The sequence below is a fragment of the Bradyrhizobium erythrophlei genome (assembly GCF_042430365.1).
GTDB lineage: Bacteria > Pseudomonadota > Alphaproteobacteria > Rhizobiales > Xanthobacteraceae > Bradyrhizobium > Bradyrhizobium erythrophlei.
The window spans coordinates 32,059-57,498 of the sequence record NZ_JBHMET010000185.1; the positions used below are offsets into that span (position 1 = coordinate 32,059).

At 59.8% G+C, this 25,440-nt stretch carries 24 protein-coding genes; 6 read left to right on the top strand and 18 right to left on the bottom strand.

Features of this window, described 5'->3' with window-relative positions; all coding sequences use genetic code 11:
• Positions 1-116 precede the first annotated feature (116 nt).
• Positions 117-1,562 carry a sensor histidine kinase gene (locus ACFFWD_RS26075; RefSeq protein ID WP_376969981.1) on the bottom strand — a complete coding sequence of 482 codons (1,446 nt, stop codon included), beginning with the start codon at positions 1,560-1,562 and terminating at the stop codon, positions 117-119.
• Positions 1,559-2,242, bottom strand: coding sequence for a response regulator (locus tag ACFFWD_RS26080; RefSeq protein WP_376969983.1), 684 nt, complete (start codon positions 2,240-2,242; stop codon positions 1,559-1,561). The genes ACFFWD_RS26075 and ACFFWD_RS26080 overlap by 4 nt, the downstream gene beginning before the upstream one ends.
• Before the next feature lie 147 nt (positions 2,243-2,389).
• On the opposite strand from ACFFWD_RS26080, the gene ACFFWD_RS26085 reads away from it, so the two are divergent.
• Positions 2,390-3,487, top strand: a complete 1,098-nt coding sequence (locus ACFFWD_RS26085) for an ABC transporter substrate-binding protein (RefSeq protein WP_376969985.1) — start codon at positions 2,390-2,392, stop codon at positions 3,485-3,487.
• 243 nt (positions 3,488-3,730) lie between these two features.
• Here ACFFWD_RS26085 and ACFFWD_RS26090 read toward each other — a convergent pair whose 3' ends face one another.
• The 4 genes from ACFFWD_RS26090 to ACFFWD_RS26105 all read right to left on the bottom strand — a co-directional run bounded on the left by ACFFWD_RS26090 (position 3,731) and on the right by ACFFWD_RS26105 (position 9,481).
• Entirely contained in the window at positions 3,731-4,258 is a 528-nt protein-coding gene (locus ACFFWD_RS26090) for a hypothetical protein (protein ID WP_376969987.1), read from the bottom strand.
• Between the two features lie 111 nt (positions 4,259-4,369).
• The gene (locus ACFFWD_RS26095) at positions 4,370-5,893 is read right to left on the bottom strand and encodes a hypothetical protein (protein WP_376969989.1); all 1,524 of its coding nucleotides are present in this window, start codon (positions 5,891-5,893) and stop codon (positions 4,370-4,372) included.
• A gap of 87 nt (positions 5,894-5,980) precedes the next feature.
• Positions 5,981-6,964, bottom strand: coding sequence for a YncE family protein (locus ACFFWD_RS26100; protein WP_376969991.1), 984 nt, complete (start codon positions 6,962-6,964; stop codon positions 5,981-5,983).
• A gap of 324 nt (positions 6,965-7,288) precedes the next feature.
• Positions 7,289-9,481: a TonB-dependent siderophore receptor gene (locus tag ACFFWD_RS26105; RefSeq protein WP_376969993.1), complete on the bottom strand. Its 2,193-nt coding sequence runs from the start codon at positions 9,479-9,481 to the stop codon at positions 7,289-7,291.
• A gap of 475 nt (positions 9,482-9,956) precedes the next feature.
• On the opposite strand from ACFFWD_RS26105, the gene ACFFWD_RS26110 reads away from it, so the two are divergent.
• From ACFFWD_RS26110 to ACFFWD_RS26125, 4 genes are all read left to right on the top strand, one after another.
• Positions 9,957-11,021 carry a YncE family protein gene (locus ACFFWD_RS26110; RefSeq protein WP_376969995.1) on the top strand — a complete coding sequence of 355 codons (1,065 nt, stop codon included), beginning with the start codon at positions 9,957-9,959 and terminating at the stop codon, positions 11,019-11,021.
• 191 nt (positions 11,022-11,212) lie between these two features.
• Positions 11,213-11,941 carry a LuxR family transcriptional regulator gene (locus tag ACFFWD_RS26115; RefSeq protein WP_376969997.1) on the top strand — a complete coding sequence of 243 codons (729 nt, stop codon included), beginning with the start codon at positions 11,213-11,215 and terminating at the stop codon, positions 11,939-11,941.
• A gap of 84 nt (positions 11,942-12,025) precedes the next feature.
• Entirely contained in the window at positions 12,026-12,658 is a 633-nt protein-coding gene (locus ACFFWD_RS26120) for an acyl-homoserine-lactone synthase (protein ID WP_376969999.1), read from the top strand.
• Between the two features lie 88 nt (positions 12,659-12,746).
• Complete coding sequence (locus ACFFWD_RS26125) at positions 12,747-13,712, top strand: LysR family transcriptional regulator (protein ID WP_376970001.1); 966 nt, start codon at positions 12,747-12,749, stop codon at positions 13,710-13,712.
• On the opposite strand, the gene ACFFWD_RS26130 is transcribed toward ACFFWD_RS26125, so the two are convergent.
• The 12 genes from ACFFWD_RS26130 to ACFFWD_RS26185 all read right to left on the bottom strand — a co-directional run bounded on the left by ACFFWD_RS26130 (position 13,679) and on the right by ACFFWD_RS26185 (position 24,663).
• Positions 13,679-13,924: a DUF2274 domain-containing protein gene (locus ACFFWD_RS26130; protein ID WP_376970003.1), complete on the bottom strand. Its 246-nt coding sequence runs from the start codon at positions 13,922-13,924 to the stop codon at positions 13,679-13,681. The genes ACFFWD_RS26125 and ACFFWD_RS26130 overlap by 34 nt on opposite strands.
• 7 nt (positions 13,925-13,931) lie before the next feature.
• The gene (locus ACFFWD_RS26135) at positions 13,932-15,149 is read right to left on the bottom strand and encodes a TraB/TrbI/VirB10 family type IV secretion system protein (protein WP_376970005.1); all 1,218 of its coding nucleotides are present in this window, start codon (positions 15,147-15,149) and stop codon (positions 13,932-13,934) included.
• Positions 15,146-16,075 (bottom strand): P-type conjugative transfer protein TrbG, encoded by a 930-nt coding sequence (trbG, locus tag ACFFWD_RS26140; protein WP_376970099.1) that lies wholly within the window; start codon positions 16,073-16,075, stop codon positions 15,146-15,148. The genes ACFFWD_RS26135 and trbG overlap by 4 nt, the downstream gene beginning before the upstream one ends.
• A gap of 83 nt (positions 16,076-16,158) precedes the next feature.
• Positions 16,159-16,842: a conjugal transfer protein TrbF gene (gene trbF, locus ACFFWD_RS26145; RefSeq protein WP_376970007.1), complete on the bottom strand. Its 684-nt coding sequence runs from the start codon at positions 16,840-16,842 to the stop codon at positions 16,159-16,161.
• Between the two features lie 485 nt (positions 16,843-17,327).
• Positions 17,328-18,557, bottom strand: a complete 1,230-nt coding sequence (gene trbL / locus ACFFWD_RS26150; protein WP_376970009.1) for a P-type conjugative transfer protein TrbL — start codon at positions 18,555-18,557, stop codon at positions 17,328-17,330.
• Positions 18,554-18,937 (bottom strand): putative entry exclusion protein TrbK-alt, encoded by a 384-nt coding sequence (gene trbK-alt, locus ACFFWD_RS26155; RefSeq protein WP_376970011.1) that lies wholly within the window; start codon positions 18,935-18,937, stop codon positions 18,554-18,556. Before trbK-alt ends, trbL begins: the two co-directional genes overlap by 4 nt.
• The gene (gene trbJ / locus ACFFWD_RS26160; protein ID WP_376970013.1) at positions 18,937-19,665 is read right to left on the bottom strand and encodes a P-type conjugative transfer protein TrbJ; all 729 of its coding nucleotides are present in this window, start codon (positions 19,663-19,665) and stop codon (positions 18,937-18,939) included. The genes trbK-alt and trbJ overlap by 1 nt, the downstream gene beginning before the upstream one ends.
• Entirely contained in the window at positions 19,662-22,094 is a 2,433-nt protein-coding gene (trbE, locus tag ACFFWD_RS26165; protein ID WP_376970015.1) for a conjugal transfer protein TrbE, read from the bottom strand. The genes trbJ and trbE overlap by 4 nt, the downstream gene beginning before the upstream one ends.
• Before the next feature lie 9 nt (positions 22,095-22,103).
• A complete protein-coding gene (locus ACFFWD_RS26170) occupies positions 22,104-22,367 on the bottom strand; it encodes a VirB3 family type IV secretion system protein (RefSeq protein WP_376970017.1) in 264 nt (87 codons plus the stop codon).
• Positions 22,367-22,654 (bottom strand): TrbC/VirB2 family type IV secretion system protein, encoded by a 288-nt coding sequence (locus ACFFWD_RS26175; RefSeq protein ID WP_376970101.1) that lies wholly within the window; start codon positions 22,652-22,654, stop codon positions 22,367-22,369. Before ACFFWD_RS26175 ends, ACFFWD_RS26170 begins: the two co-directional genes overlap by 1 nt.
• Before the next feature lie 35 nt (positions 22,655-22,689).
• The gene (trbB, locus tag ACFFWD_RS26180) at positions 22,690-23,670 is read right to left on the bottom strand and encodes a P-type conjugative transfer ATPase TrbB (RefSeq protein ID WP_376970019.1); all 981 of its coding nucleotides are present in this window, start codon (positions 23,668-23,670) and stop codon (positions 22,690-22,692) included.
• Between the two features lie 636 nt (positions 23,671-24,306).
• Positions 24,307-24,663 (bottom strand): Rrf2 family transcriptional regulator, encoded by a 357-nt coding sequence (locus ACFFWD_RS26185; RefSeq protein WP_376970021.1) that lies wholly within the window; start codon positions 24,661-24,663, stop codon positions 24,307-24,309.
• A gap of 136 nt (positions 24,664-24,799) precedes the next feature.
• Here ACFFWD_RS26185 and ACFFWD_RS26190 point away from each other — a divergent pair, with 136 nt between their 5' ends.
• Positions 24,800-25,186 carry a hypothetical protein gene (locus ACFFWD_RS26190; protein WP_376970023.1) on the top strand — a complete coding sequence of 129 codons (387 nt, stop codon included), beginning with the start codon at positions 24,800-24,802 and terminating at the stop codon, positions 25,184-25,186.
• Positions 25,187-25,440 lie beyond the last annotated feature (254 nt).

Genomic DNA, 25,440 nt, shown 5'->3' on the forward strand with positions numbered 1-25,440 from the left:
GACGTTGGCTCGGCTTGCCATCCGCTCAGACTTCATCCTTGAAGCAAAGCGAAGTTCTGCCCTCGGCGTCGAAACGATCGGAATCAAACGCCCGTTCAGAATCCCTCTGGGCCTCTTTAGACCAGCTCGGCTCCATGAATGCGAAGGTCGTCACCTGCCGCATCGGCGATCTGGAGGGTGATTCTAGCTCGCAGGCCGCGGCCGCCGTGCCCCTCCGACAACAAGATAGCCCCCTCGAACCGCCCAACGAATGCGCGCACGATTGCGAGGCCCAGGCCGCTGCCGCCGGGATCATCAGGACGCGTAACCCGGTGAAAGCGCTCGAAAACCAGCTCGCGCTGCGCTTCGGGGATACCCGGACCATCGTCCTCGACATCAAGGACGGCAATGGCTGCCCCATCTTTGGGGGCAAAGACGGACACGCCAACCGAAACCCGTCCACCAGCGCGGTTGTAGCGTATCGCGTTGTCGAGGAGGTTGCGCAATGCCTGCTCAAGTAACAAAGGGACTACCATCACATGGACGGGTTGATCCTTCGCATCGAAAGACAGGTCGATCCCCCGGCGCCGCGCAATCAGAGCAAAATCAAAGGCCGTTCTACGGGCGAGTTCGGTCAGATCGCACCGAGCAGGAGCAGACTGCCGAGCTGCATCCTCCTCGATCGCGGCGAGCGTGAGGAGCTGCATGATCAAATGGTCGAGCCGATCGATAGCGCTGTCGATATCGGAGCGCGAGGAGCGCCAGGCCGGACTGCCTGGCGGCTGCCGATCGAGCAAGTCGAGGTGGGTTTTCACAATCGCGACTGGCGTGCGCAGCTGGTGCGAAGCGTCGGCAGTAAATTGGCGAAGCACCGCCATCGCCTGGTTGAGCTGTGCGAGGAGATCGTTCAGAGCACCGACGAGCGGCAGCGCCTCCTGTGGAACATTGGCAAGGGAAAAGGGGGCGATCGAGCCGTGGCCGAGGAGACGGCGATGCTCCACCTCCCACCGGAGCCTGTCGAGAGGACTAAGCCCCAGCCGCACTGCGAGCCAGATAAGCACACTCCCGATGCTGGCGAGAACCAGTCCAAGGACGGTCAGAGCGATCAGCATGCGGCGGGCGAAGAGATCTCGCCCCTGGGTCGTCTCCGCAACCTGCACGAGGGCATTGTGCTTGGTGACGTAAATGGGTCTCAGTGTCATGCCTATGCGCACGCGCTGGCCGTGAAAAACTGCGTCCCGGTAGCTCAGCGAATATGGCGCCGGCATGTGCTCGGGAAGCGGCAGATCTTGATAGCCGGTGACGAACTGTCCGTCAGACGTAATGCTGTAGAAAATACTGTCGCCTTCCGAATTCGACAGCATTCCGAAGGCAGCTGCGGGCAGATTCACCATAATCTGTCCGTCTTGTACGTTAAGTCGCTCGGCGATCGCCAGGATTGAGCCACCGAGCACTCGGTCAAAGCTTTTAGTCACGAATGTCTCGACGAACCACGTTCCACCGATCGCAAGCACCACGGCCAACGCGGCCATCGGAATGAGCAGATAGGCCGCAACGCGAATGCGAAGCGAGCGGAAGGTCACTGGCCCGCCTCCACCGCATTTGACTCCATGAGGTAACCTAATCCCCGCAACGTTACGATCCTGGGACCGGATTCCCCAAAACATCGCCGAAGACGGGCAATGTAGACCTCAATCGCATTCGGCGAGATTTCTTCGTCATACCCGAAGACCTCGCTTATCAGGCGGTCCTTCGAGACTACTTTTCCCGCTCTCGTCATTAGCGATTCCAGGATCGCGAGTTCGCGCTTGCGCAATGGGAGCGTCTTGCCGCAAAGCGTAGCAACTTGAGACGAGCGATCGTAGACAAGGTCTCCACATGAAAGGATTGGATCTGGGTGGCCGCTCCCGCGGCGAACCAGCGCGCGTACCCGAGCCTCCAGTTCGGCCGGATCAAAGGGTTTCGTCAAGTAGTCGTCGGCCCCGAGGTCGAGCCCGCGCACCCGGTCTGCAACCGCAGAGCGAGCGGTCAGGATCATGACGGGCGTCTGGAGTCCCGCCCGGCGAATTTCGCGCAAAATATCAAAACCCGACTGATCCGGCAGCCCAAGATCGAGCACCACAAGTGCGAACACGTCTTGACGAAGCAGATGAGCTACGTCGGCTCCGTTGGACAGATGATCGACTGCATAACCACCAAGGCGCAAGGACGACACTATGCCGCGGGCAAGTGCCGCGTCGTCCTCGACAATGAGGATGCGCATGCTACTGTTCCCTCCTGCCGGTCCACCGCATCTTTCTTAGGCGGCGGTTTCGGCTCCATGATCGTAAAGGATAGCTTAGCCGATTGCGCCGTTGCCTTGGAAGTACGCATTGCAACAGTGCCGACGCCCGACGGATGGTGAAGACAGATGGGCCGTGGAATTGTGCTTTCGATCGCCCTGGGTCTGATCGGAGGTTCGCCGTTCCCCAGGACGGAAACACCAATCCCAACGGGCTACCCTGTCGAATATGCAGAGATCATCGAGGCTGGCAATCGCGAAGGCTCGCTGTCGATCTATTCCACCGCGGACGCCTCCCAGGTACCCGAACTCCTGGCTCAGTTCCGAGCGCTCTACCCGAAGATCAAGGTCGAGTATTCCGACCTAAATTCGACGGAGCTCCATAGACGCTTCATCGGTGAGGCAGCCGCTGGGGCAACAGCCGACCTGGTCTGGTCGTCAGCGATGGACCTCCAGATGAAGCTGATCAATGACGGCTATGCCATGACGTACGCCTCGCCGGAGAAAGACCATCTCATCGATTGGGCGAAATGGAAAAGTCAAGCATATGGAACGACAGCAGAACCCATCGTCTTCGCCTACAATGCCCGCCTGTTGCCGGACACGGCGGTACCGCGCACTCATGCAGAGTTTGCCAGACTGGTCGGGCAACCGCAGGGAACCTTCAGGGGGAAGGTCGCGAGTTACGATCCCGAGCGCTCGAGCGTCGGCTTTCTCTATGCAACTCAGGACTTGCAGACCAGCATCCCAGCCACCTGGGAAGTTGTCCGCGCGATGGGCCAAGCCGACGCCCAGTTCTATTCCTCGACCGCTGCGATGATCGAACACGTGGTGTCCGGCGAACATACATTGGCGTACAACGCAATCGGTTCATATGTCCTGCAGCGGCAACGGAACGATCCAAGCCTCGGCTTCGTTCTTCCCTCCGACTATACGCTGGTGATGTCGCGGATCGCCTTCGTCTCTGCCAAGGCCAAGAACCCGAATGCTGCCAAGCTCTTCCTCGACTTCCTCTTGTCCCGAACCGGTCAGATTGAGCTTGCCAAGCGAGGGATGGCGTCCGTCCGCGCTGACCTAGAGGCGACGCATGGCATTATCAGCTTTCCTGGTGCTCGCGACGTCGCGCTTCGTCCGATCCGTGTCGGTCCAGAGTTGCTGGCCTCCCTCGATCAGCTCAAGCGGCTTCGCTTCCTTCAGCTATGGCAGCGCGCATTGCATCCGAATTGACGGTGTCGCTCTCTAGCAATTCATCGTGATTGTCGGCCCCCTGGGTGAAGGGAGAGTGTTACGGCCGCCACTCCGACTCGGTCAGAGCCATCCCTCCTACAGCGCGCTTTGCTCCGGTCCGGCGCGAGTTTAGATCGCGGCCCCGACGCAGATTACTTGCCGCGCCGGAGCCCATGCCGATTCTAAGTGGAGCCATCGACCGGTCTATGGCACCGATCAATCAAAGCAGGTCTTCGCGCATGATCAACTTGCCGGCGCGAACAGGGACGCGTGGTCCGCGATCATGGGGCGGATGCTATCGCGAATGCCGTTGGCGGCGGCAAGAAACTCTGCTTCGGTCTTGGTGAACTCTTTGGTGTTCTTGAATGCAAACACGATGCATCCCACATTACGGGACTGCGCATCGCGTAGCGGAACGAGCACGAGGAATTTCGGTTCGGGATCCTTCTTATTCCAACGCGGGTCGATGATCGTGAAGCCCTTGGCCGCAACCATGATATCGTCATCGGCGGAAGCCTTGCCAATCCGATCAAGGAACGACCCGGCGAACATCGCAAAGCGATCCTTGTCCGCCCCTGGCGGCACGCCGTGGAACGTCACACTGAGAAGCTCCGGACGCTCCTTCATCAGCTTATCGATGATCGTTTGAGCAACGATTTTGTGGGCTGGTGGGGTCCACACCTTAACGACATCTTCAGCACGTACATTGCCAGCGGTGAATGTCGACAGCAACATGGCAGCAGCAGCAAACAGAGTGAGAAGTGGCTTCATTGTAGTCCTCAGGCTTTGGGAAATCGGAGCACCGCAAAGGCGGCAATTAGCTGCGCCAGGATACCCGACCGAGCCGCTCCCGCGATTCGATCCGAGCATCCAGGCGAACTTTTAGGACTGGGGCTTGCTCAGCCCCCATTTCACGACGGCCCCATAGACCGTGAGCCCTTCTTCGGTCAGGTCGGGGAAGCGCGATGCGTCCATCGGAAACAGAACACGTCGAGCGGGGGCGACAGCGTCGTTCGCCATGGTGGCCCCCTTCTCGTAGGCGAACAAGGTTGCGTGCTCCGGCTGATTGGGTATCGTCGCAATCACCTGCGCACCAGCCGGGGGGCGTGACCATGCCAGGACCCCTGGCGTCTTGTACAATTTGAACTGCCCAACCGGGAAACCCGCCGCGACGGGATGCGCAGGCCGGGCAATGTCCACATAGTTCTCCGGAGGATAGAGGCTCTCCTTGTGGTCGTTGACGCCGTAGTCGGTGTTCCGACGCCGCGACACCATGTGCAGTGAGTCGACCGCTTTCGCCTCGAGAACGATCACCGGCACCGCAGCATTCGCGTATTTCATGCCGAGCTTGTACTTGTTGATGCTCGCGGAGATGATCACCAAATCCTTACCCTGTGCATGGCTTTCCGGCTCCATCTGATCGACCACAGTCAATTCAACGCCGAGCGACTTGAGCCAAGTCATGTGGGCTTGATCCGATGCCTCATTCTCGGGCCAGGGTAGATCCAGGCGACGCACGAACAGTACTCGCTTTGCGGCGGCCAATTTCTTCAGCTCTTCGAACTGCTGAGGTGCGTTCTCCCTGACCGGCTGTTCGGGTGGAGTCAGCGCCCAGCGAATCGCAGCATCGACTACGCGGCGGCCAGCAAACCACGCGTACTCCTGCGGATCGTTAACTGTCGGCCCCTGCGCATCTGAAAGCTTCGAGAACGTATTATCGCCCATGAACAAACCGACGCGGCGCGCTGGCGCTGCATACTCTCCCGCCATCAGCGCCCCACGCTCGTAGGCAAAAACGGCCGCCTGGTTGCGATCATCTGCGAAGGTTACCGCAACGTCGGCGCTAAGCGCGGGTTTTCCCCAGCTCGGGTTGGTCTCACCCGCGCTGAACAGAATGGTGTTGAACATCCCGTGCGGCAGACGGGCAGCGGCCAGGATCTCGTTCGTACTACTCGTGGCGTGAGCATAGAAACTGGCGTGATTCTCGTTGTGGAATGGCTTCTCTCGCACCACCGAGAAGTCGTGGTGCAGAACCTTACCGGTCATGTTCATGTCAGCAAAGGTATAGGCGTTCCAGGTCGCGACCGGCACCGGAACATCCCGGTACTTGCCGCGGAGTTCGCGCGCGTTGACCGTTGACGAGATCAGAACCAAGTCCTTGCCGTTGGCCGCGGAGACGTCGGTATCAGACTTCGCGTAAGTGACCTCCGCCCCCCTGAGTTGCAGGTAGCCTTTGACGAGTGGATCATCGTTTTCACTCCCCTTCTTTGTATCGCCAACCACGAAGAGGATTTTCTTGCCCTTGATGGCGTCGACACTGACGGGAGCGGCAGAGGCGGAGTTCAGAACTGTGGAAGCCAGAAGCAAGGCTCCGATGACAGGTAATTGAGGGAACGTCTTGCGCATTGGGTAGGATCCTCTGAAGGCGAAATGAAATCGAATGAAGGGAAGAAAACGGCCTATGATGGATTTAGCCGTTGAACAGTGGAGGCCTCATCTGCTCAGAACGAGCACCTCGGCCTCACCACCCAGAAATGTGCGACCGCTCCGCGGATCGATATCGACTGCGTCTGACCTGACGTTGGCAGCGACAGTCGATTCGAGGGTCGCGGTGAGTTTGGCATTCTTGATCACGCTGACATTGCCATCGCTCGTGGGCATCACCAGCCAAGCCAGACGGGCGGGCATATATTGGATAGCAATGCCCGCACTACCGCGCCCGTTTGTTTCGACCTGGCCAATCATCTGACCGGCATCAGGATCGACGATCACCATGCGGTTGTTCTCGGCCGCGACATAGAGTCGGCGCTCCTTATTGTCGAGAGCCAGGCCAGTCGGCTTCTCGGCAGGCCAAGACGGGATCTGGCCGAGCACCTTCAGGTCCTTCGTGCTAATCACGTGGATCGCGTTTTTGGCGGAATCCGCCACGAAGAGACCACCGCGGGTATCGACCGCGGCCTGCTTCAGCACACCACCTACCGCAACCGTGCCAGCAACCTTGCCTGTCGTCCCCACAATCGCCGTCAGCTTGCCGTCCTTGCCCGATACAAACACCTGCTTGGTGCCGGGATCATAGGTCATGCCGCCAGGCTCGCCGGAGAGCTTCTCGGTGCTCAGGACCTTCAGCGAAGCGAGGTCAAACGTGACGACCGCGTTCTCACCCGGCACGCTTGCGAAACCGCGCCCGATATCCGTACCGAGTGCAATGGCGGAAGCGCGCCCCCCCAGCTCGACAGTACCGACGCGCTTTCCAGCGTCGATATCGATCACCTCGATCGCGCGTGAGCCGCCAGCGAACAGCCTGCGCGAGATTGGGTCGAGGCGCAGCGCCTGTACGACGCCCTGCCCCTCTAGCTTAATCGGGGCAAGGGGCCGATAGGCTGTATCGGCCGCCGATGAAGCCGCGATTGTCCCGACGAGCGCCATCGCCGCGACGATGCAGGCATTAAACGTTTCATGTATGGTCTTTCTTCGCATGACGATTCCCTCAGTGGATCTGATGCTGATTGGATGGGGAGTACGGATAGCTGCGGCGCCGCATGACGCGGCTCGGACAGACTTGCAAGCCAAGCGACTTCATGAGTGCGTGGTCGACGTACGCAAACAATGCTCGCAAGGCACGCACCCCGTAAGACTGCAAGCGGTTAGCGCAACCGAACCTTGTCATTCTAATTTCCTCTCCACTTGCTTCCGATCTTTGGTCGGATGCTTTGCGTAGCTATTGCCTGACACATACTGGCTGACACCAACCTGTCATCGGCGACCATTCGGTCTTCGGTATGCCGGCACGCGACTACCCAACTAGAATTCCACGCGAGCGCTCAACGTCACCGTGCGCGGTGCACCGATAGCGAGGGCGCCCGTGGCCACCGAACTGAAGTAGCGCTTGTCGGTGAGATTTCGAACGTTCAGATTGAATACCACGCGCCGACCTCCGATCCGCGTCGCATAGTTCGCTCCGACATTGAAAAGCCAATTCGCCGGCAGAGTTGCTTGGTTCTGCGGATTTACCTCGCGCACGCCGATGTACTGAACACCGCCGTTGAGACTCAGTCCCCTCAGCCAATCCGGCCGGTAGACGACCCCAGCTGTCCCACTGAAGAAGGGCGTGTTCTCAGGGGTCTTGCCATCAATGCTCGGATCATCCGGCGCAATCTGACGAGCCTTCATAATCTGGCCGCCGGTATTTACACTTAGCTCCGAGGTAATGGGGCGAGCCAACGTGTATTCTATCCCCTCGTATACGATGTTGCCATTGAAGCCATAAACCCGCGTATGTGGATCAATCGTAGCGTTGGCGCGATTGATCTTGAACGCCCCGACTGTCGCCTGGGTGCCGAAGAGTTCGGCTCGCACACCAGCGTCCATCTGAGTCGCCGGCGCCGGCGGCAGAACAGAATAGGCATTGACAGCCTGGACCGGAGCTTGGCCAGTCTCTTCCAGCGAACTCACATAGCTCGCATAGACGGAAATCTTCGGCGTGACGTCAAAGACGATGCCTGCCGCTGGGGCATAGGTCGTGGACTCGCTGACATCGAAGCCTCCCCCCTTTCGCCGGGCCGTCTCGGACGTGTAGTTGATTTGCCGGATGCCACCAAACAGGTGCAGACGATCGAAGAAGTCGATTTGGTCCTGGAAGTACGTATCGAAATTCCGACTATTGTTCGGTAGAAATGTCCGGCCACTTGGTACGATCGGGGCAGGCACATAAAAGGGATCGTAGATGTTCTGCTGGAAGGTAAATGTTGGATTCTGCGGATTGTTAAACAGCCGCTCGCTATGTGTGATGCCGACCGTAAGCTCGTTCTTGATGAACTCCCATGATGTTTGATGCTTGGCTGCAAGGTTTCCGTAGTTGTTCACGCTAAGTTGGTCTTCGACCATCGTAACCGTGCCACGCCCAAGACCTGTCACTACGTTGTAGTTACCAATTTGCGCCACAGCCCGCTGTGGACGAAAACCCTCCGAACGGCCCGCTTCGCCAATAATGCTGAAGCCATTGCCAACGTCAGCAGTGGCGCGGCCAAAAATATTCTCGCCATAGCCGACCGATCGAGCCCAACTGCCTGTGTTAAGCCGGTCGTTCTTAGGCACCCGCGGCAGCACAATCTTGTTGTTGACTGCAGGGTTTAGCAGGAGGGGAGCCTGCTCGACGACGTCGATCCCAAAACGCTCATAGTCGAAGATCACCTTGAAACGGTCACTGGGCTGCCAGTCTGTCGCTACGGCTCCGAGATACCGGACGCCCCCTGCTCCTTGAATCGGAGAACCGATCTCGCCACCGGCAAGATTCACCCTCATTCCAAATTGATTATCTTCCCCAAATCGACGTCCGACATCGAGCGCGCCGATCATTTGGCCGTACTGGCTACCGGATACAGATAGTGCGGTAACCGGCTTGTCGGTTGCCCGTTTCATGATGTAGTTCACAATGCCTGCCGGGCTCGCCACGCCATACTGGAGCGCGCCCGCGCCTTTGAGTGCGTCGATACGTGCTTTGCTCTCGATCGGCAGGTTAATGTTGTTGACGATCGGGAGACCGCCATCCATTCGATAACTGCTCGTTGAGTTGAGCTTGATGCCGCGGATCTGCAGCGAGTCGGCGGTACCGGCCCTCGCCTCGGCCTGCGCAACGCCAGGCACATTTCTGATCGCGTCATAAGTATTCTGTGCGTTGGAAGCTTGCAGCGCATCGCTGGTGATGCTCGTGCGCGTAACTGCGGCACTGCCTCGCTCCTCGAGCTGCGGTCGTGCCGACTCCCCCTCGGGGATACGGGGGAGTCGCGTCTCTGCCGGTCGAGGTGACGGCAACGGCGACGGCGCAGCAACCGCTCCCTGTCCTTTCGGCTTACGCATTTTAGCGGCCGAGCGTGAAGTCGGCTCGCCAGCTGCTCGAGCCTCCAGCTCCTCGGCAATCACCAAAGCAGGAGACATCGACAAAGCCGGGATCGACAAGACCACAGCGTACGCTGTCGACCTGACAAAAAATTTCATTTATGGCGCCCCAACCAAATGGCCGCGCCTCGAATGGGCGGGCTCGTTCTCGCGCTTGATCAGCAATTCCTGCAAAAGCGCTTAAGCGCACGACTGGTACAGCTGAAATCCTGTCACCAACCTGAAGCGACGCAGAGTGCCGAATATATTTTTGAGTCCCTTGAAACGCTCACACGAGCGCTTGTAACTCTCCTTCACAACCAGGAAGGGAGCACTCCTAAAGTGAAACGGATTCGACGAAGATGTAATTCGCAACGGAAGGTCTTGGTGATGCGAAAATATCTATTCGACAATTGATCCAGCTAACCGCACACGTCCTGCAGCTCAGCGATCCGCAAGCGAAGAGAATGCTGTCGTGATCTAGCTCGTCCGCTGCATGCGTCCACACCAAAACAGCTCGTCCCACACCCGTTCAAAACCACCGAGCACCGCAATCCGCTTGCGCCACGGGCGCTTTATCTAAAGGAAACTTGCAATGCGCCTTGCCACTCTAGCATTCGCTGCGTCTCTACTCACCGCAACGTCGGCGCCGGCTTTCGACGGCTGGCGACTTCAGGACACGCAGATTCTTCCAAGCAATGGCTCCTCCTGGGATTATCTGCATCTCGATCCCACGCAGCCACGCCTTTTCATCGGGAATCGCAAGGAGGGGCTGAAAGTCTATGATCTACGCTCCAAGAAAATCGTGAAGGTCATCGATCAAACCGAGCAACACAGTTCCAACGGCGTTACTTTGGCGCCGGATCTCGACCTGGGAATTTCCAACAACGAGGATGGAACGATCACGCCGTTTCGACTTTCATCACTTCAGGCAGCGGAGGCCATCAAGCTTGCCAATGAACTCGACAACAGCCACTACGATCCCTCAACAAAACGCCTTATCGTCAATGTCGCTCCGGACAAGGACGGAACAGGCCTCGTCGTACTTGACGCACCGTCGTTGAAGGTTGTTGGCACCATCAAGGTCCCCACCCTCAAACCGGAGCATGCCGATTTCGACGGCAACGGCGTGATGTTCCTGGCCGGTCGCGACACTGATACCGTCTATCGGATCGATACTCGACAGATGACCGTGACCGCTTCTTGGTCTACCCCCGGCTGCGCGCGGACCAATAGCCTCGTCTACGACGCCGGCAACAGGCGGATTCTTCTCGGATGCCGCGGTAGCGATACAGTGAAGCCGAGCTTCGCAGTGATGAACGCTGACAGTGGGCAGATTGTCTATACCGCCGAGATCGGAGGTGGCGTCGATGGTATCGTCTTTGATCCAAGGACGAAACGCGTCTTCCTCTCATGTGGCGTAAGTGCCGTGATCAACATTTTCGAGCAGCTTTCGGCTGATTCATACCGACCTATCGAAGCAGTCGGCACTCAGGCTGGCGCGCGTACGCTCGCCTACGATCCAGTGATGGAGCGGCTCTATTCGGTAACCGCAGAAGGAACAGCCGACCTTTCGAAAAAGGTCGTGACCAGCGTGTCGCCATTCTACGCAAACGTCTTTTTCCGGAACACGTTCAAGGTCCTGACCTATGCCAAGTAGCTAGGTAATCAGAGGCAACTGCCTCTCGAGATCCAATACGAACAGACTCGGGCTCGCGTAGCACGCAGGCATCGCGCTGCTACAATGTTGCGGAACAACAAGGTTCGACACGAACGTGCGGACCTGGTTCGCGCCGCCGCGGTCGAAGTACCGTCTCGCCCTACCCCAACACTCATGATCGACATAGGTCGATGCACCGCATTTTTCAGAGATTCATTGATCTTCTGTCGAACGCCGAAGATCTTGCTGACTTTTCTGAAGCGATGTCGGTCACGGCCGCAGCGCTGGACTTGTCTTGTTTTGCGTATCTGGCGCTTCCGCGAGAGCAACACGACGAGCCACGCCTCATCTCAACATATCCGACGACGTGGACCTCTCACTATCTGCTAAACCGCTATGAGCGCATCGATCCGGTCATCGTGCAGGCCCTCCAAGATCGAGAACCCTTCCGATGGGGAATTGACGTGCCCTCAGGATATTGCACGGGAGAGCAGCAACAACTACTTGACGAAGCGTCTGAATTTGGAATCCGGCTAGGCTTTACTGTTCCTATCCATGACGGTCACGGTCCGATCGCTGCCCTTACTTTCGCTACCAATCAGCGAAAGGCGTCGTTCGAAAGCTGTGTTGCTTCACACGCACGCGTCCTTCAGCTTATCGCGATGTTCTTTCACGCTCACGTCCGCCGCAAGCTCGTAAACAGGTACAGAATAGAGGGACTCCTCTTGTCTCCTCGTGAATTCGAATGCCTCGAATGGGCTGCCGAAGGGAAAAGTGCCTGGGAGATCGGATGTATTCTCGGCATTTCGCGCAATACCGCGGCTTCCTACCTAAACAGCGCGAAGGAAAAGCTGGGCGTACGAACAATAGTACAAGCCGCCATGCGCCTGGCTGCTGCTAAGAAAAGTAAGCAAAATTAGGGACGCGCCCCCCCTGCAACTAGAGGTGATGCGTTCGGGCGCATTCATTTGCCAAGATCATGACTCCACTAGTTGGAGAAAGTCATGATTCAACTGATCACAGAGCCATACTATGGTGAGTTTTCCAACACGCTCATTGGAATCCACCAGCTGCGATATCGCGTTTTCAGAGTACGAATGGATTGGGACGTCCAGCGCAGCGGCGACATGGAAATCGATGATTTCGACGCGCTACATCCTGCATACCTGGCACAGGTTTCGGAGAGCGGTCACGTGCAGGGATGTGTTCGGCTCCTGCCCAGTCTCGGCCCGAATATGCTTCGAGATACGTTCCCCGCACTCCTGGACGGGCAGCCGGCGCCGGCGAGCCCTGTCATCTGGGAAAGCAGCAGATTTGCGGTCGACGTTGCATCGGACGCCGAGAAAGGGAAACACGGCATCGCTCGCGCCACTTACGAGTTGTTCGCAGGAATGATCGAATTTGGGGTGTCGCGACGCCTAACCGATATTGTCACCGTCACGGACATCCGGATGGAAAGGATCCTTCGGCGCGTTGGCTGGCACCTGCGAAGGATTGGTGATCCCCGCAAGATCGGAAATACCTTCGCCGTTGCAGGTTACCTTGCTGTTTCGGTTGAGGTACTCGCGACGCTACGTAAAGCAGGTAACCTTTCTGGCCCAGTTCTCTGGGCGCCGGTCATGCTCACGGCCGCGTAAGACGAGGCGTGCGACCATTCCCCGCGGAAATGCACGTTCTTGCCGAAGCGGGAACGCAACCATCTTAGTCCAATTTCGAGCTACGGAGATGACGGAGATCGGTAACACGAGTAATCGGAAACTTGCGGCAAGAACGTCTGCGATCGAGCTGCAGCATCTTCGCTTTGCAGTAGCTGCTAATGATTGCGGGAGTCTCCGGCGGGCCGCAGAGATGCTCTCGGTTCGACATTCAGTCTTGAGCCGCTCGATCAGTCGCTTCGAGCATCTGATTGGAGCCGCCATATTCGAGCGCTCTACCGGAGGGGTAAAGCCCACTCTGGCTGGCCGAGGCGTTCTGCGGATCGCAAGCTTGATCCTGGAGCAGGTCGACGCACTGGTCGAGACAGCAGGTTCCAACGGGCGCGGCGATGCTGGCCGCATCTCGATCGGCTTTTGCACCTCTATTTCTGCAGGAAACTTGCGCGCCACCCTTGTTGAGTTCAAGAGGTGCTTTCCGCAGATCGAGCTGGCAACAGTCGAACGCTCAAGGGATCGCCTGATGAATGCCCTCCGTGACGGAACAGTTGACATCGTTATCTGTCCGGGACGCCTGCCCTACTCAGACGGCAAGACGCTGTCGCTCTGGAGTGAGCAGATTCTGGTTTCACTCCCCAAGGACCATGCCTTGACCGCGCGCGACGTCGTTTACTGGACGGATCTCCGTCCCGAAACCGTTCTCCTCAGCACGCAGGATCCGGGACGAGAACTTGAGGATCTTCTCATTTCCAAGCTCTTGTCTCCTGAAGAGCGACCGAAAATACAGCGCCACGATGTGAGCCGAGGCATTGTAAAGAGCCTTATCAGCATGGGGCTCGGGATAAGCTTGGTAATGGAGTCAGATATTGGAGCCAGTTTCGCTGGATTGATCTACCGAGAACTACAGGACGGAACGGGGCCAAGCCGTATCGGCTTCTACGCGCATTGGGGAGCTGACAATGAAAGCCCGACCCTGAGGCACTTTCTCAACCTCTTGGCAGAGCGCTATCCCTCACCTCCACCGGCTCCTGGCGAGTGATTGCTTCGCCGCAGCTTTGCAAACCCCCGGTCGGTGGCCATGAACCGCGCCAACATGGGCGCAATCAGCTTCTCGGGAGAGACCGTTTGACCGGTTTCACGCGTCAGGGCCTCCGCATACGTTACGAGGTCCCGATGCACGATCGCGGGCAATTCAGTAGTCACCTTTACGGGCTTGGCGTCGGGAAGCGCTGCGATCTTGAGTTTTGCCATGTGGCGATCATCCCTTGTAGGGCTCGAGCACGAGATCACGATTGACAATGACACGGACCGGGAAGCCGGGCCGGACGGTCAATGTCGGCTGAATGTTGAGGCTGCGCCGAACCACCTGCTGGCCGGCCTGATTCAGTGAGCCCGCCGCACCTTGCCGCAAGGCCCGGATGAGTGCGCTGTTGTCACTGTTGGTATTGGTGCCCGCACCCACTTCCGTGCCGACAGCCAGGAACGTCGACAGCGCGGCAGCCTTGAATAGCTCACCCCAGTGATTGTCGACGTCGTCTTGCAGACCGGCATACCCCGCCACGTCCGCCCCGGGCTGCCGCTCCAGGACGATCGAACGGCCATTCGGCATGATCAGCCGCGTCCAGACGAGCAGCACGCGGGACTGCCCGAAAGTCACCTGGCTATCGTAAATGCCTATCAGGCGCGCCCCCTGCGGGACCAGCAGGAAACGGCCGGACGGCGTGTCAAATACCTGTTCGGTGACCTGTGCTGTGATTTGCCCGGGCAGATCAGAGCGGATTCCGGTGATGAGCGCTCCAGGAATGACCGTTCCTGCTTGAACTATATATGGTGAAGCCGGTTTCGTGATCCGATCCGTACTCGTGGTACGGCGATCAACCGGGGCATTGACGAAGGTCAGCTTCCGCTCCTGCCCGTTCTGTGCGAATTCATCGTCATTGTTGAACGCTGTCGCCGGTGCGGTTCCGCGATCGCCTGTCTGCACGTGAGCATCAGCGGCCGGTTGGTGTCGGATATTCGTCGGCGCAAACAGACGGCTGACGCGTGCCGCTTCCATTTCCTGATCCCGGCGCTGCTGCTCTGGGTCGGGCACCCCGGCCGATGCAGCCGGTGACAATCCCTGAGCGGACAGAATCGGCCTGCCAAGATCACCAGGAAGTGGGGGACCGAGTTGCGGCACCTGACGTGGAAGATTTGCATAGTCACGCGGCAACGCCGTAATGCCTTCGGCGATATTGCGATGATCAGTGCTATAGAGCTCTTCCGGCGCGGAGCTGGCGCTCCTGTTCTTCTGCAGTGCCCACACCACAGCAACACCGACGATGGCTAGCCCGAGCGCGCTTCCCGTCGCCAAGACCTTTCGCGAAAGGCGCGTGACATGCGGGTATTCGGGTCTGAGGCGAAAGCCCCTCGCCAGTTCATCGGACGTTTGTGCGCCAGCCGATGATCCGTCAACTTGCCGATTTTCGGTGCTCATGAGGATGGCCTCCCATCGGTCCGGACAATCCTGACCTTCTGCTGGTGCTCTCCTCCCAGTCGCAATTCGGCAGCGGCAAAGAGGCGATCGACGATCAACACGTTGCCGTAGGCGCGGTAGTTGACGATTTCGGTCTTGCCGTCGGGACCAAGCACAAATAATGGCGGCATCTCGCCTTGAACGATGCCCCGCGGAAATTCGATATAGACCTTCCGGCCGTCGTCGTAGGCCGCAAGGGGACGCCAAGGCGGGCTGTCGCCTTCGATTGCATAGCGGAAGCGGCGCTGCGACGCGTCAGGCAGAACCGGCGTCAATTGCGCCAATCGCACCTTCCCTTGCCTCTCCTCCGGGTAATGCCAGGCAACCGAGGGCATATAGGGCTTTTCGCGGGCGCGGAGCTCGATCAAGTAGGTGCGCCGGTCGGTATTGACGACGAGGTTGGTTTCGATCGCCGCGCGGGTCGGCTTCACAAGAACATGGACTCGGCGCGTGTCCCCGCTGCCGCTTTCCGTGTCACCAACCACCCAGCGCACCGTATCACCTGCGGCAAGCGGCCCGTTCCCCGTCAGTTGCTCGCCCTCTTCCAGCGCAATGTCGGTAATTTGTCCCGGCGCCGCGTAAACCTGGTAGAGCGCCCCCGGACTGTAGCTATAGATCTGCGCCGCGTTGAAATACCCCGTCTTGCGCGGTTCAACCCGGGCAGAGCTGTTCGCCGTCTCGATTCTGCTGATCGGCTCAGCCTCTTCCTTCGCCCCCGATTTACCGCCAAGCGCCGGCTTCCAGGACGGAGGAATGTGGAGCGGTCGAGGCCGGTCATCCGCCGGCGCCGGGGCGGGCGGCAATGGCGGCACATCGGAGTCGTAGGCGATCTCGGGCGGAATGAACGTCGAGCAACCGCCAAGCATACAGCTGCAGATAACTGCCATTGAAACGAGCACATTTCTCCGCGTCGCAACTTTCCGCCCGGCTTGCGGGGAGACGTTCATATGAGGTTCGAGGAGATACGCTGTCACTGCCCCAACTCCTTCGACCAATTGATCGCATTCACGTAGATTCCGAGCGGATTTTTGCGCAACCGATCGGCGTCACGCGGTGTCCGGATGACCACCGATAGAATGGCAGTCCAACGCTCGGTCGAGGCCAGGGATCCGTTGTCGTAGGCACGCTGAACCCAAGCCACGCGAAAACTGTCCGGTGACGCCCGGATGACGCTCGAGATCTCGACCGAGACCTGCGCTTTGCCGAGCTTCGCAAAGGGATCGTTGCTTCGCGCATGTTCGTTGAGCGCGGCAGCACCGCGACCGGTGGTGAAGTCGTAGGCCCGAAGCCAGTTCTGGCGCATGACAATCGCATCGGCTGGTAGACCGCGAACGTCCTCGATGAAGCGAGCCAGGTGATAGGCGATCTGTGGATCGGTCGGCTCGTATTCCGAATTGGCCGGCGCCACTCTCTGGGCCTGGCCGAGTTGATCGACTTCGACGATCCAGGGCGTGATCGCGCCCTGTGCCGATTGCCAAATCAGACCTCCCGCTAGGCCGCACGACAGCGTCAGGCAGCCAAAGGCCATAAGCCGCCAATTCCTTGCCTGGACACGGGCCGTTCCAATTCGCTCATCCCAGACCTGCGCCGCCTTCTGATACGGTGTCACTGGTTCGGGTGTGCGCCCGTAATGAACTGAAGATCGTTTGAACATCACCACTTCCCTAAGATACAGAATTCAAGTCCTTGATTTTGTCCGCCAGCGAGACGGCAACGGCGTATTGCGCGTTCATGTCACGCGTTCCGTACGTACAACGCGGGCGAAGACACAGAGGCAGCGTAAAACGCGGCAAGCCTTGCATTGTCGTCGACGTACGCTCACGCCCAATCCCCTGATATCAGGAAGCAAATGCGCGAGATGTGGCGTGAGAGAAGGAGTCGGCCGAGCTTCCGTGCGCGACCATTCGAGTCCTTCGAGCTTTTCACGCCGCAGCATTCCCGCCGGATCGGACTGGCCATGGATTGCCTGCCAGATAACTGCGGGCGTAAGGGTGAACGAAAGGGCTCGAGAAGCCAGTACCAGGACGTGCCAACCCCAGTCGCGCCAAGTGCCCATGGTGAGAACGCTTTCCGTTGAACTTGGCGCGCGAGTCGAGTGGCTACGCTCGCTCGAGCCCAGAGAAAGAAGGCGGCTCGGCATCATCGTCCTCCCTCCGAGAGATCGACAGAGCTGCCACTTCCGCCGTGATCACCAGTTCGAACGGCGTGACCCGCCGCGGACACGCCATGGCTGATCGTCTGGGCGCGCCTCATGCGCTGCGCCCATGCTGGAGGATTCTCGGCCGGGCCGTGCGATCCCTGAGAGACCGGCTGGCGGCGGCCGCCAAGGGCAGTCGCGGCCCGACGCAAGGGGCTCGTGGCAGCGGACAGGCCAGCCTCGGCAACGCCGCTCACACCACCGCTGCGGTAGGCCGCAGCTGCTCCGCTTGCGATCGCACTGCTACCGCGCGCCGCACCTGCGACCGCGCCCCCGGCAAGGCCGGCCCCGCCCGCAGCGAGGCCCGCACCAGCGGCAACGATGCCGCCAGCTGCAAGACCTGTCCCAACCGCGGCGCCGGCTCCAAGTTGCGGCCCGCCGGAAACAAGCCCGTTCGCAATTCCGGGGCTGAAGATGCCGAGGCCCAACAGCGACAACGCCGCCAGCACCAACGTCATCGCGTCTTCGATCGTCGGCTGCCCACCGCTGAATCCGGACGTGAACTGGGAAAACAGGGTCGAGCCGATGCCGACGATGACGGCCAGCACCAAAACCTTGATGCCCGATGAGACGACGTTGCCGAGCACCCGTTCGGCCGCGAACGCCGTCTTCCCGAACAGGCCGAAGGGAATCAGCACAAAGCCCGCAAGCGTCGTCAGCTTGAACTCGATCAGGGTAACGAACAGCTGGATTGCCAGAATGAAGAAGGCGAGCAGAACGACCGCCCAGGCGAACAATAGAACAACGATCTGGACGAAATTCTCGAAGAAGCTGATGTAGCCCATCAGATTCGAAATCGACTCGAGGATTGGCCGGCCGGCATCGAGGCCGACCTGTGCAATCTTCCCGGGGCGGACGAAATCGCCCGCTGAAAGGCCTGTGCCGGACGCCTTCAGTCCGAGGCCGGCGAAGCTCTCGAAGACGATGCGGGCGAGATTGTTCCAATTCCCAATCAGGTAGGCGAAGACACCGACGAACAGCGTCTTTTTGACGAGCCGCGCGACGACATCATCGTCCCCACCCCAGCTCCAAAACAAGGCAGCGAGCGTAATGTCGATTGCCACCAGCGTGGTCGCGACATAGCCGACCTCACCGCTCACAAGCCCGAAACCGCTGTCGATGTAGCGGGTGAAGGTTTCGAGGAACTGATCGATGATACCGGCGCCGGTCATTGGCTACCTTCCCCTGGCATCGTGACGGAGGGGTCGCCCTGCGGGATTCGGCTTTGGTCCTTCGGCGCCAATTCTTGCGACGAACCACCCGGACCACCTCCCGTGGGTTGCACCGGCCCAGCCTTTTGACCAAAGAACCGCCGGCGGTTCTCGACCCAGATTCTTCGGCAACGTTCGTAGGCAGCCCCCTGTTCTGACGTGACAGTGCGGCAACGGGCCAGGTCCGGCTCGAGCGTTGCCGTCTTCTGCGGGCTTGATCGTGCCGGGGCCGGTTCGCGGCTCGGCTGGCGCAGCTGGATTGCGCAGGCGGCGGCTGCAGCGAGCGTCACTCCAAGGGCCAGGACGGCCGGGAGTCGCTTAAGGCTGACAGGGACATTCATCAGTGAAACATCTGCACATTGGAGGATTGATAGCCCCGGCCTGGCGTTAGAAAGCGTCGGAGCTGCTCGCGACCCTGGTCCTGCGCGGCGGCGCGCTGAGCGGTCTCCAGAGCCTGGGCCCTGCCCTGCGCGGCGACAGTTGCAGTGAGATCGGCGAGCTGCTGCGCCTGAAGCGCAAGAATCTGGTTGCCGGCTTGCGTTGCCTGTAATGCGCCGCTTGCACTCTGGCTTGAGGTCACGAGGGCCGCGCTCTGAGTCCGGCTGATGTCGAGATTGCCGACCACGCCAGCCTGCACACGGAGGGCGTCCTGAAGTGCCGCCACCGAGTTCTGCCAGCGTGCATGCGCACCCGCGATCAGCGCCGAATTGGATTGGCTGCTCGTTGCCGGAGCATAGCCGGTCGCGAACGCCCGATCGATTTGCTGCACGTCGTAGGCGATACGTTGGGCCTGCGCCAGAAGCTGCTGGGTGCGCTGGATCGATGACTGAAGTTGCTGCAGCGACGAGTATGGCAGGCTTGCAAGGTTCTTCGCCTGATTGACCAGCATTTGCGCTTCGTTCTGCAACGAGACGATCTGGTTGTTGATCTGCTGCAGTTCGCGCGCCGCCGTGAGAACATTCTGGACGTAGTTGTTGGGGTCAAAGACGATCAGCGCCCGCGCCGACCCGGCGGCCAACAGTGACACAGCGAGGACGTTGACCGCCATGGTCAACCGACGACGGCTCATTGCGACTTCTCCAGGTTGGTGAGATTGGGAATGAGATCGGCGGCCCAGTCCACGCCACGGTGTTGAAGCCATGCCGGCACAAAACCCTCGCGGCCGTGCTCTGCAAGCAACCGGTCGATCGCGGCCTGATCGGATTTGGAGGAGGCCGCCGTAAGGGCGAGCGCGACCTCGCCGAGGCCAAGTTCGAACATACGATTGCCGCGGCGGGACTGGCAGTAATAGTCGCGTTTTGGGGTCGCCTGGCTTAACAGCTCGATCTGGCGATCGTTGAGCCCGAAGCGCCGATAGATCGCCGCGATCTGTGGCTCGATCGCCCGTTCGTTCGGCAGCAGCACGCGGGTCGGGCAACTTTCGATGATGGCAGGAGCGATCGCCGAACCGTCGATATCCGACAGCGACTGGGTGGCGAAGACAACGGAGGCATTCTTCTTCCGCAGCGTCTTCAGCCATTCGCGGAGCTGACCGGCGAAATCTGAATCATCGAGCGCGAGCCAGCCTTCGTCGACGATGATGAGAGTGGGCCGGCCGTCGAGACGGTCGCCAATGCGGTGAAAGAGATAGGCGAGCACCGCAGGCGCCGCGCCCGTGCCAATCAGCCCTTCTGTCTCGAAAGCCTGGACCGGGGCCTCGCCGAGGCGCTCGAATTCCGCGTCGAGTAACCGTCCATAGGGCCCACCGAGACAATACGGCTGCAGGGCGCGCTTCAGGGCCGTCGACTGAAGCAGGACGGAAAGCCCTGTCAGAGTTCTCTCGGGTAGGCGCGCGGAGGCAAGGGACGTCAGTGCCGACCAGAGATGGTCCTTTGCATCCGGCGTGATCTCGATCTTTTCCCGTGCGAGGATGGAGGCAATCCATTCCGTGGCCCAACCTCGCTCGGCCGGATCGTCGATCCAGGCTAAAGGCTGTAGCGCTAGCGGCTCGGTCGCATCGTGCGACAGCGCTCCGCCAAGATCGTGCCAGTCTCCGCCCATTGCGATTGTGGCCGCCCGGATCGAGCCGCCGAAATCAAATGCAAAGACCTGAGAGTTCGGGTAGCGGCGGAACTGCAGCGCCATCAGCGCCAGCATCACCGACTTGCCGGCACCGGTCGGGCCGACCACAAGGGTATGGCCAACATCCCCGACATGGAGCGAGAACCGGAATGGAGTAGCCCCCTCTGTCTTGCCAAAGAACAGGGGTGGAGCCTTGAAATGGTAGTCCCTCGCCTCACCGGCCCATACGGCCGAAAGCGGAATCATGTGCGCGAGGTTGAGCGTCGAGACCGGCGGTTGACGGACATTGGCATAAGCATGCCCGGGCAGACTGCCGAGCCAGGCCTCGACCGCATTCACCGTCTCGATCATGCAGGTGAAATCGCGCCCCTGGATGACCTTCTCGACCAGCCGCAATCTTTCGTCGGCGGAGCGCGCATCTCGGCCCCAAACGGCAACGGTCGCCGTAACGAAGGCTTCGCCGATCTGGTCAGATCCCAGCTCCTGGAGCGCCGCATCCGCATCCAGCGCCTTGTTGTTGGCATCGGTGTCGAGCAGCGACGACGCCTCGTTGGTCATTACCTCCTTCAGGATCGCCGCGATCGACTTCCGCTTCGCGAACCATTGCCGCCGGATCTTGGTCAGAAGCTTTGTGGCGTCTGTCTTGTCGAGCATGATGGCCCGGGTCGACCACCGATATGGGAACGCGAGACGGTTCAAATCATCGAGAACCCCGGGCGTGGTTGCGGTCGGAAACCCCACAACGGTCAGAACACGCAGGTGGGCCGCACCCAATACCGGCTCGAGACCGCCGGTCAGAGGCTGGTCCGCGAGCAGCGCATCGAGATACATCGGGATCTCGGGGACCCGTACGCGATGCCTGTTGGTCGAGATCGTTGAATGGAGGTATGTGAGGGTGCCAGCATCGTCGAGCCAGGCGCATTCCGGCATGAAACCTTCGACGAGTTGCAAGACCCGGTCGGTGCGATCGACAAAGCCTCGCAGCACCTCGCGCGCGTCGGCGTGGTCGCGCACCTCATAGAGAAATCGTTCGGCGCGCGACGCATCCTCTGGCGGCGGCAGATACTGGAAGGTGAGGAAGTAGCTCGATTCGTAGTGAGCGCCCTCTTCCTCAAACTGGGCCTGCCGCTCGGCATCGACCAGCGCGGAAGCGATATCGGGAAAAATGCTCGGCGGATACGCTCCAGCCGAATGCCGTTGCGCCTCCACAAAGACTGCCCAGCCTGAGCCCAGACGGCGCAAGGCGCTGTTGAGGCGACCGGCCACGCCGACGAGCTCGGCTGGGACAGCACTGTCGAGATCAGGTCCGCGGAACTTCACTGTCCGCTGAAATGAGCCATCCTTGTTCAGGACGACGCCCTCGCCAACCAGTGCCGCCCAGGGCAGGAAATCGGCAAGACGGGTGTTGGATCGGCGGTATTCGGCAAGATTCATCATGGAGGGAGCTCAGGTGGTGAGATATCCGGGAATACGCAGGTGACGCCTCACGACCTCGACGAAAGCCGGATCGCGTTTGGCAGCCCACACGGCCGCCATGTGGCCGATGAACCAGAGGAGAAGGCCGGCAAGCCAGAGACGCAGGCCAAGCCCGAGCGCTGCAGCCAAGGTGCCGTTGACAATGGCGACCGACCGCGGTGCACCGCCCATCAGGATTGGTTCGGTGAGTGCGCGATGCACTGGCGCGACAAAGCCTGGGACCGGCTCATCCATCAGACCACCACGCCGCCGCCGAAGGAAAAGAACGAGAGGAAGAAGCTCGACGCCGCAAAAGCGATGGACAGCCCGAACACGATTTGAATGAGCCTGCGAAAGCCGCCCGACGTATCGCCAAAGGCCAAGGCCAACCCGGTGACGATAATGATGATGACGGCGATGATCTTCGCGACCGGTCCTTCGACCGATTGCAGGATCTGATTGAGCGGCTGCTCCCAGGGCATATTGGAGCCGGCAGCCCAGGCTGGCGCGCTAGCGCACAGGATGATACCGGCTGCGGCCATCGCAGCCACGCGTGACGAAAGCGAATATCGAAAACTCATGTCAGGTCTCCTGCTGGTGAGAGGCTGTAGTCGCCCGTCGTTCCAAGCCCTTCGACGCGCGCGAGCTCGGCGAGGCGGCGGTCGGCACCGCGGCCTGAAAGGACGGCAATGACGTCGATGGTTTCGGCGATCAGGGCGCGCGGCACGGTGATGACGGCTTCCTGGATCAACTGCTCGAGCCGCCGCAACACGCCGAGCGCCGTTCCAGCGTGGATGGTGCCGATGCCGCCGGGATGACCGGTTCCCCAGGCTTTCAGCAGATCGAGCGCCTCGGCGCCGCGGACTTCTCCGATCGGAATGCGATCTGGACGTAAGCGAAGCGACGACCGCACGAGATCTGAGAGCGAGACCACCCCGTCCTTGGTCCGCAACGCAACCAGGTTCGGTGCTCTGCACTGCAGTTCGCGGGTATCCTCGATCAGCACCACGCGATCGCTGGTTTTCGCTACCTCAGCCAGGAGTGCATTTGTGAGCGTGGTCTTCCCTGTCGAGGTGCCGCCGGCGACCAGGATGTTCTTGCGCGTGGCGACCGCCTGCCGTAGGGCAGTCGCCTGATCTAACGTCATGATGGCGGCGTCGACATAGTCGTCGAGTGTGAATACCGCGACCGCGGGCTTGCGGATGGCGAAGGCCGGCGCCGCCACCACAGGCGGCAGCAGACCCTCGAACCGTTCCCCGGTCTCAGGCAATTCGGCCGAAATGCGTGGCGCAGCAGCGTGCACCTCACTGCCGACATGGTGCGCCACCAGGCGAATGATGCGCTCAGCGTCCGCCGCAGAGAGTTGCTCACCCGTGTCGATCAACCCGTTCGCCAGACGGTCAATCCACAGCCGGCCGTCTGGGTTCAGCATCACCTCAACCACGGCGACGTCTTCCAGATATCGCGCTATCGCGGGTCCAAGCGCGCTGCGGAGCATTCGCGCGCCGCGCGAGACCGCGTCCGACTGAAAGGAATGGATCGCCACTGCCGCCCCCATCGATCGAGGGCCGATCAGATAGCGCCCTCAGATGGGATGATAGAAAAGCTACCGGCGCTCAGCCGGCAACAAGGCGCCTACGACGATCGTACTGTATCGTAGAAAGAGAAAGCTTTGCGCGAGGTTACGGGGTCTCCTGATCGGAAGACCAATTCATCAGACCTTCCGGAATGAAACGTGCCGTCACTACGGCCAAGGCGATGATATTGCCGACTCCACGACTGCCCTGCGGGGCGCCATGCGCTTTCGGTCGGTTGTCAATTCCTGAGGAACAGCCCCGATGTGGGCTGCTAAGAAGAAGATGGTGTCGCCGGTTTTCACCTCAATTTGCAATTGTGTGATGCGACTGCTCGCGTTGCTACTTAGGCGCGGCGGGACCACCTATGTCGATCATTGCGTAGGCGTCGGGAACATTATCGCTGCTCCATCCGCTCGGAGATCCACTGTCGATTCGCCTAATGGAGGGCTTCCTTGAGAACGGGTCCTCGACCATCAAAACACGCCGCCGGCCTTCCAGCGATGTTGATGCGCCGCGAACCAGTACGGGCGGGTCAAAAACACTTGCTTCGCTCGATGTCATAGGAGCGATACCGACGATGCGGAAGCTCTCGCTCAGGTCACTCGGCGGCGGCGACCCTATGATCGGCGTGCGGTTTTCTCTTCCCGCATTGCCCGATCAGCCGCCGTGGCAAGATCCGAGAAGAAGTTGTCAAAGTTGGAGCTTACGAGACAACGGTGCGGAATGTCCGCTCGGGAGGGCCACAAGAGGCCTGAACCCGTGGAAGCGTCGTAGATTGCCGCGATGTCCTCCGGACGATGCGCCAGACTCATTCCTCCATCCCGTCCGGAGGAGGACGCGATAACGCCTGCCTTGATGAGAGGCGTCAGCAGCTTGCGCACAAGGGTGGGATTGGAAGCAACGCCCACGGCCAGGTTGCTCGAACTCAGACGGGGTACTCCCTCGGCGTGCACCAAGGCCAGACTGAGCATCATCTGACGTTGATCATATACGGCTCTGAACTATAATTGCATACACGTATGGCCACCATCGTTCGCGATGGCGCGAAAATAGCCGTAAGGATCAGCATTACCTCGGAGCACGAAAGCACACGAAGTAGGAGGGCAAACAATGCGACGACCGATGCTGATTGTGGCGCTGTCCCTACTTGTTGGTCCGGTGGCCGCGCAACAGGGGTACGACTTCCTGAGACGCGATAATCCTTTCGGTTCCGCCGAGGATCCGGCGCAAGGGCCCGGCACGTTCGGTTTCTGTTGGATGAACGAACCAGTGCCCAACACGAAGAATATCTTGATTACCAATGTATTTGCGACCCGACAAAGCGCATCGGCGCTAAAAAACGAGCTCGACAGCTACGAGCGCGGCCTTGGCGTCGTTGCAACTTTCGACTGCACCGTCGATTCATCCCAGGTCCAGAATTCGCGCTTCACCCAGAAGATCGCGGCGTTCTCGCAACTGGGTTATAGCATCGGGCAGGTGCGGGTTCGTCCGCATTGATCGGAACCACGCTCGCTCCAGCATGCACTCTGGCATGGGCGGCGGATGCGGACGTCGCCCATGTTCATAAGCGAGACCGCGCGCATGATGACCGCACGTACGCAGGATCGATCGATGGTCATGAAGGGGCCGCGGACAAGGATCACGAGTGCGTTGCTATGAAGCCGCCGCGAAGATGCAGACTCTAGTCGCTTGCTCACTGGAAGCGATCGCAGAATGTGGCCGCTTCAATTCTGGAAATGCCGATTCGACTA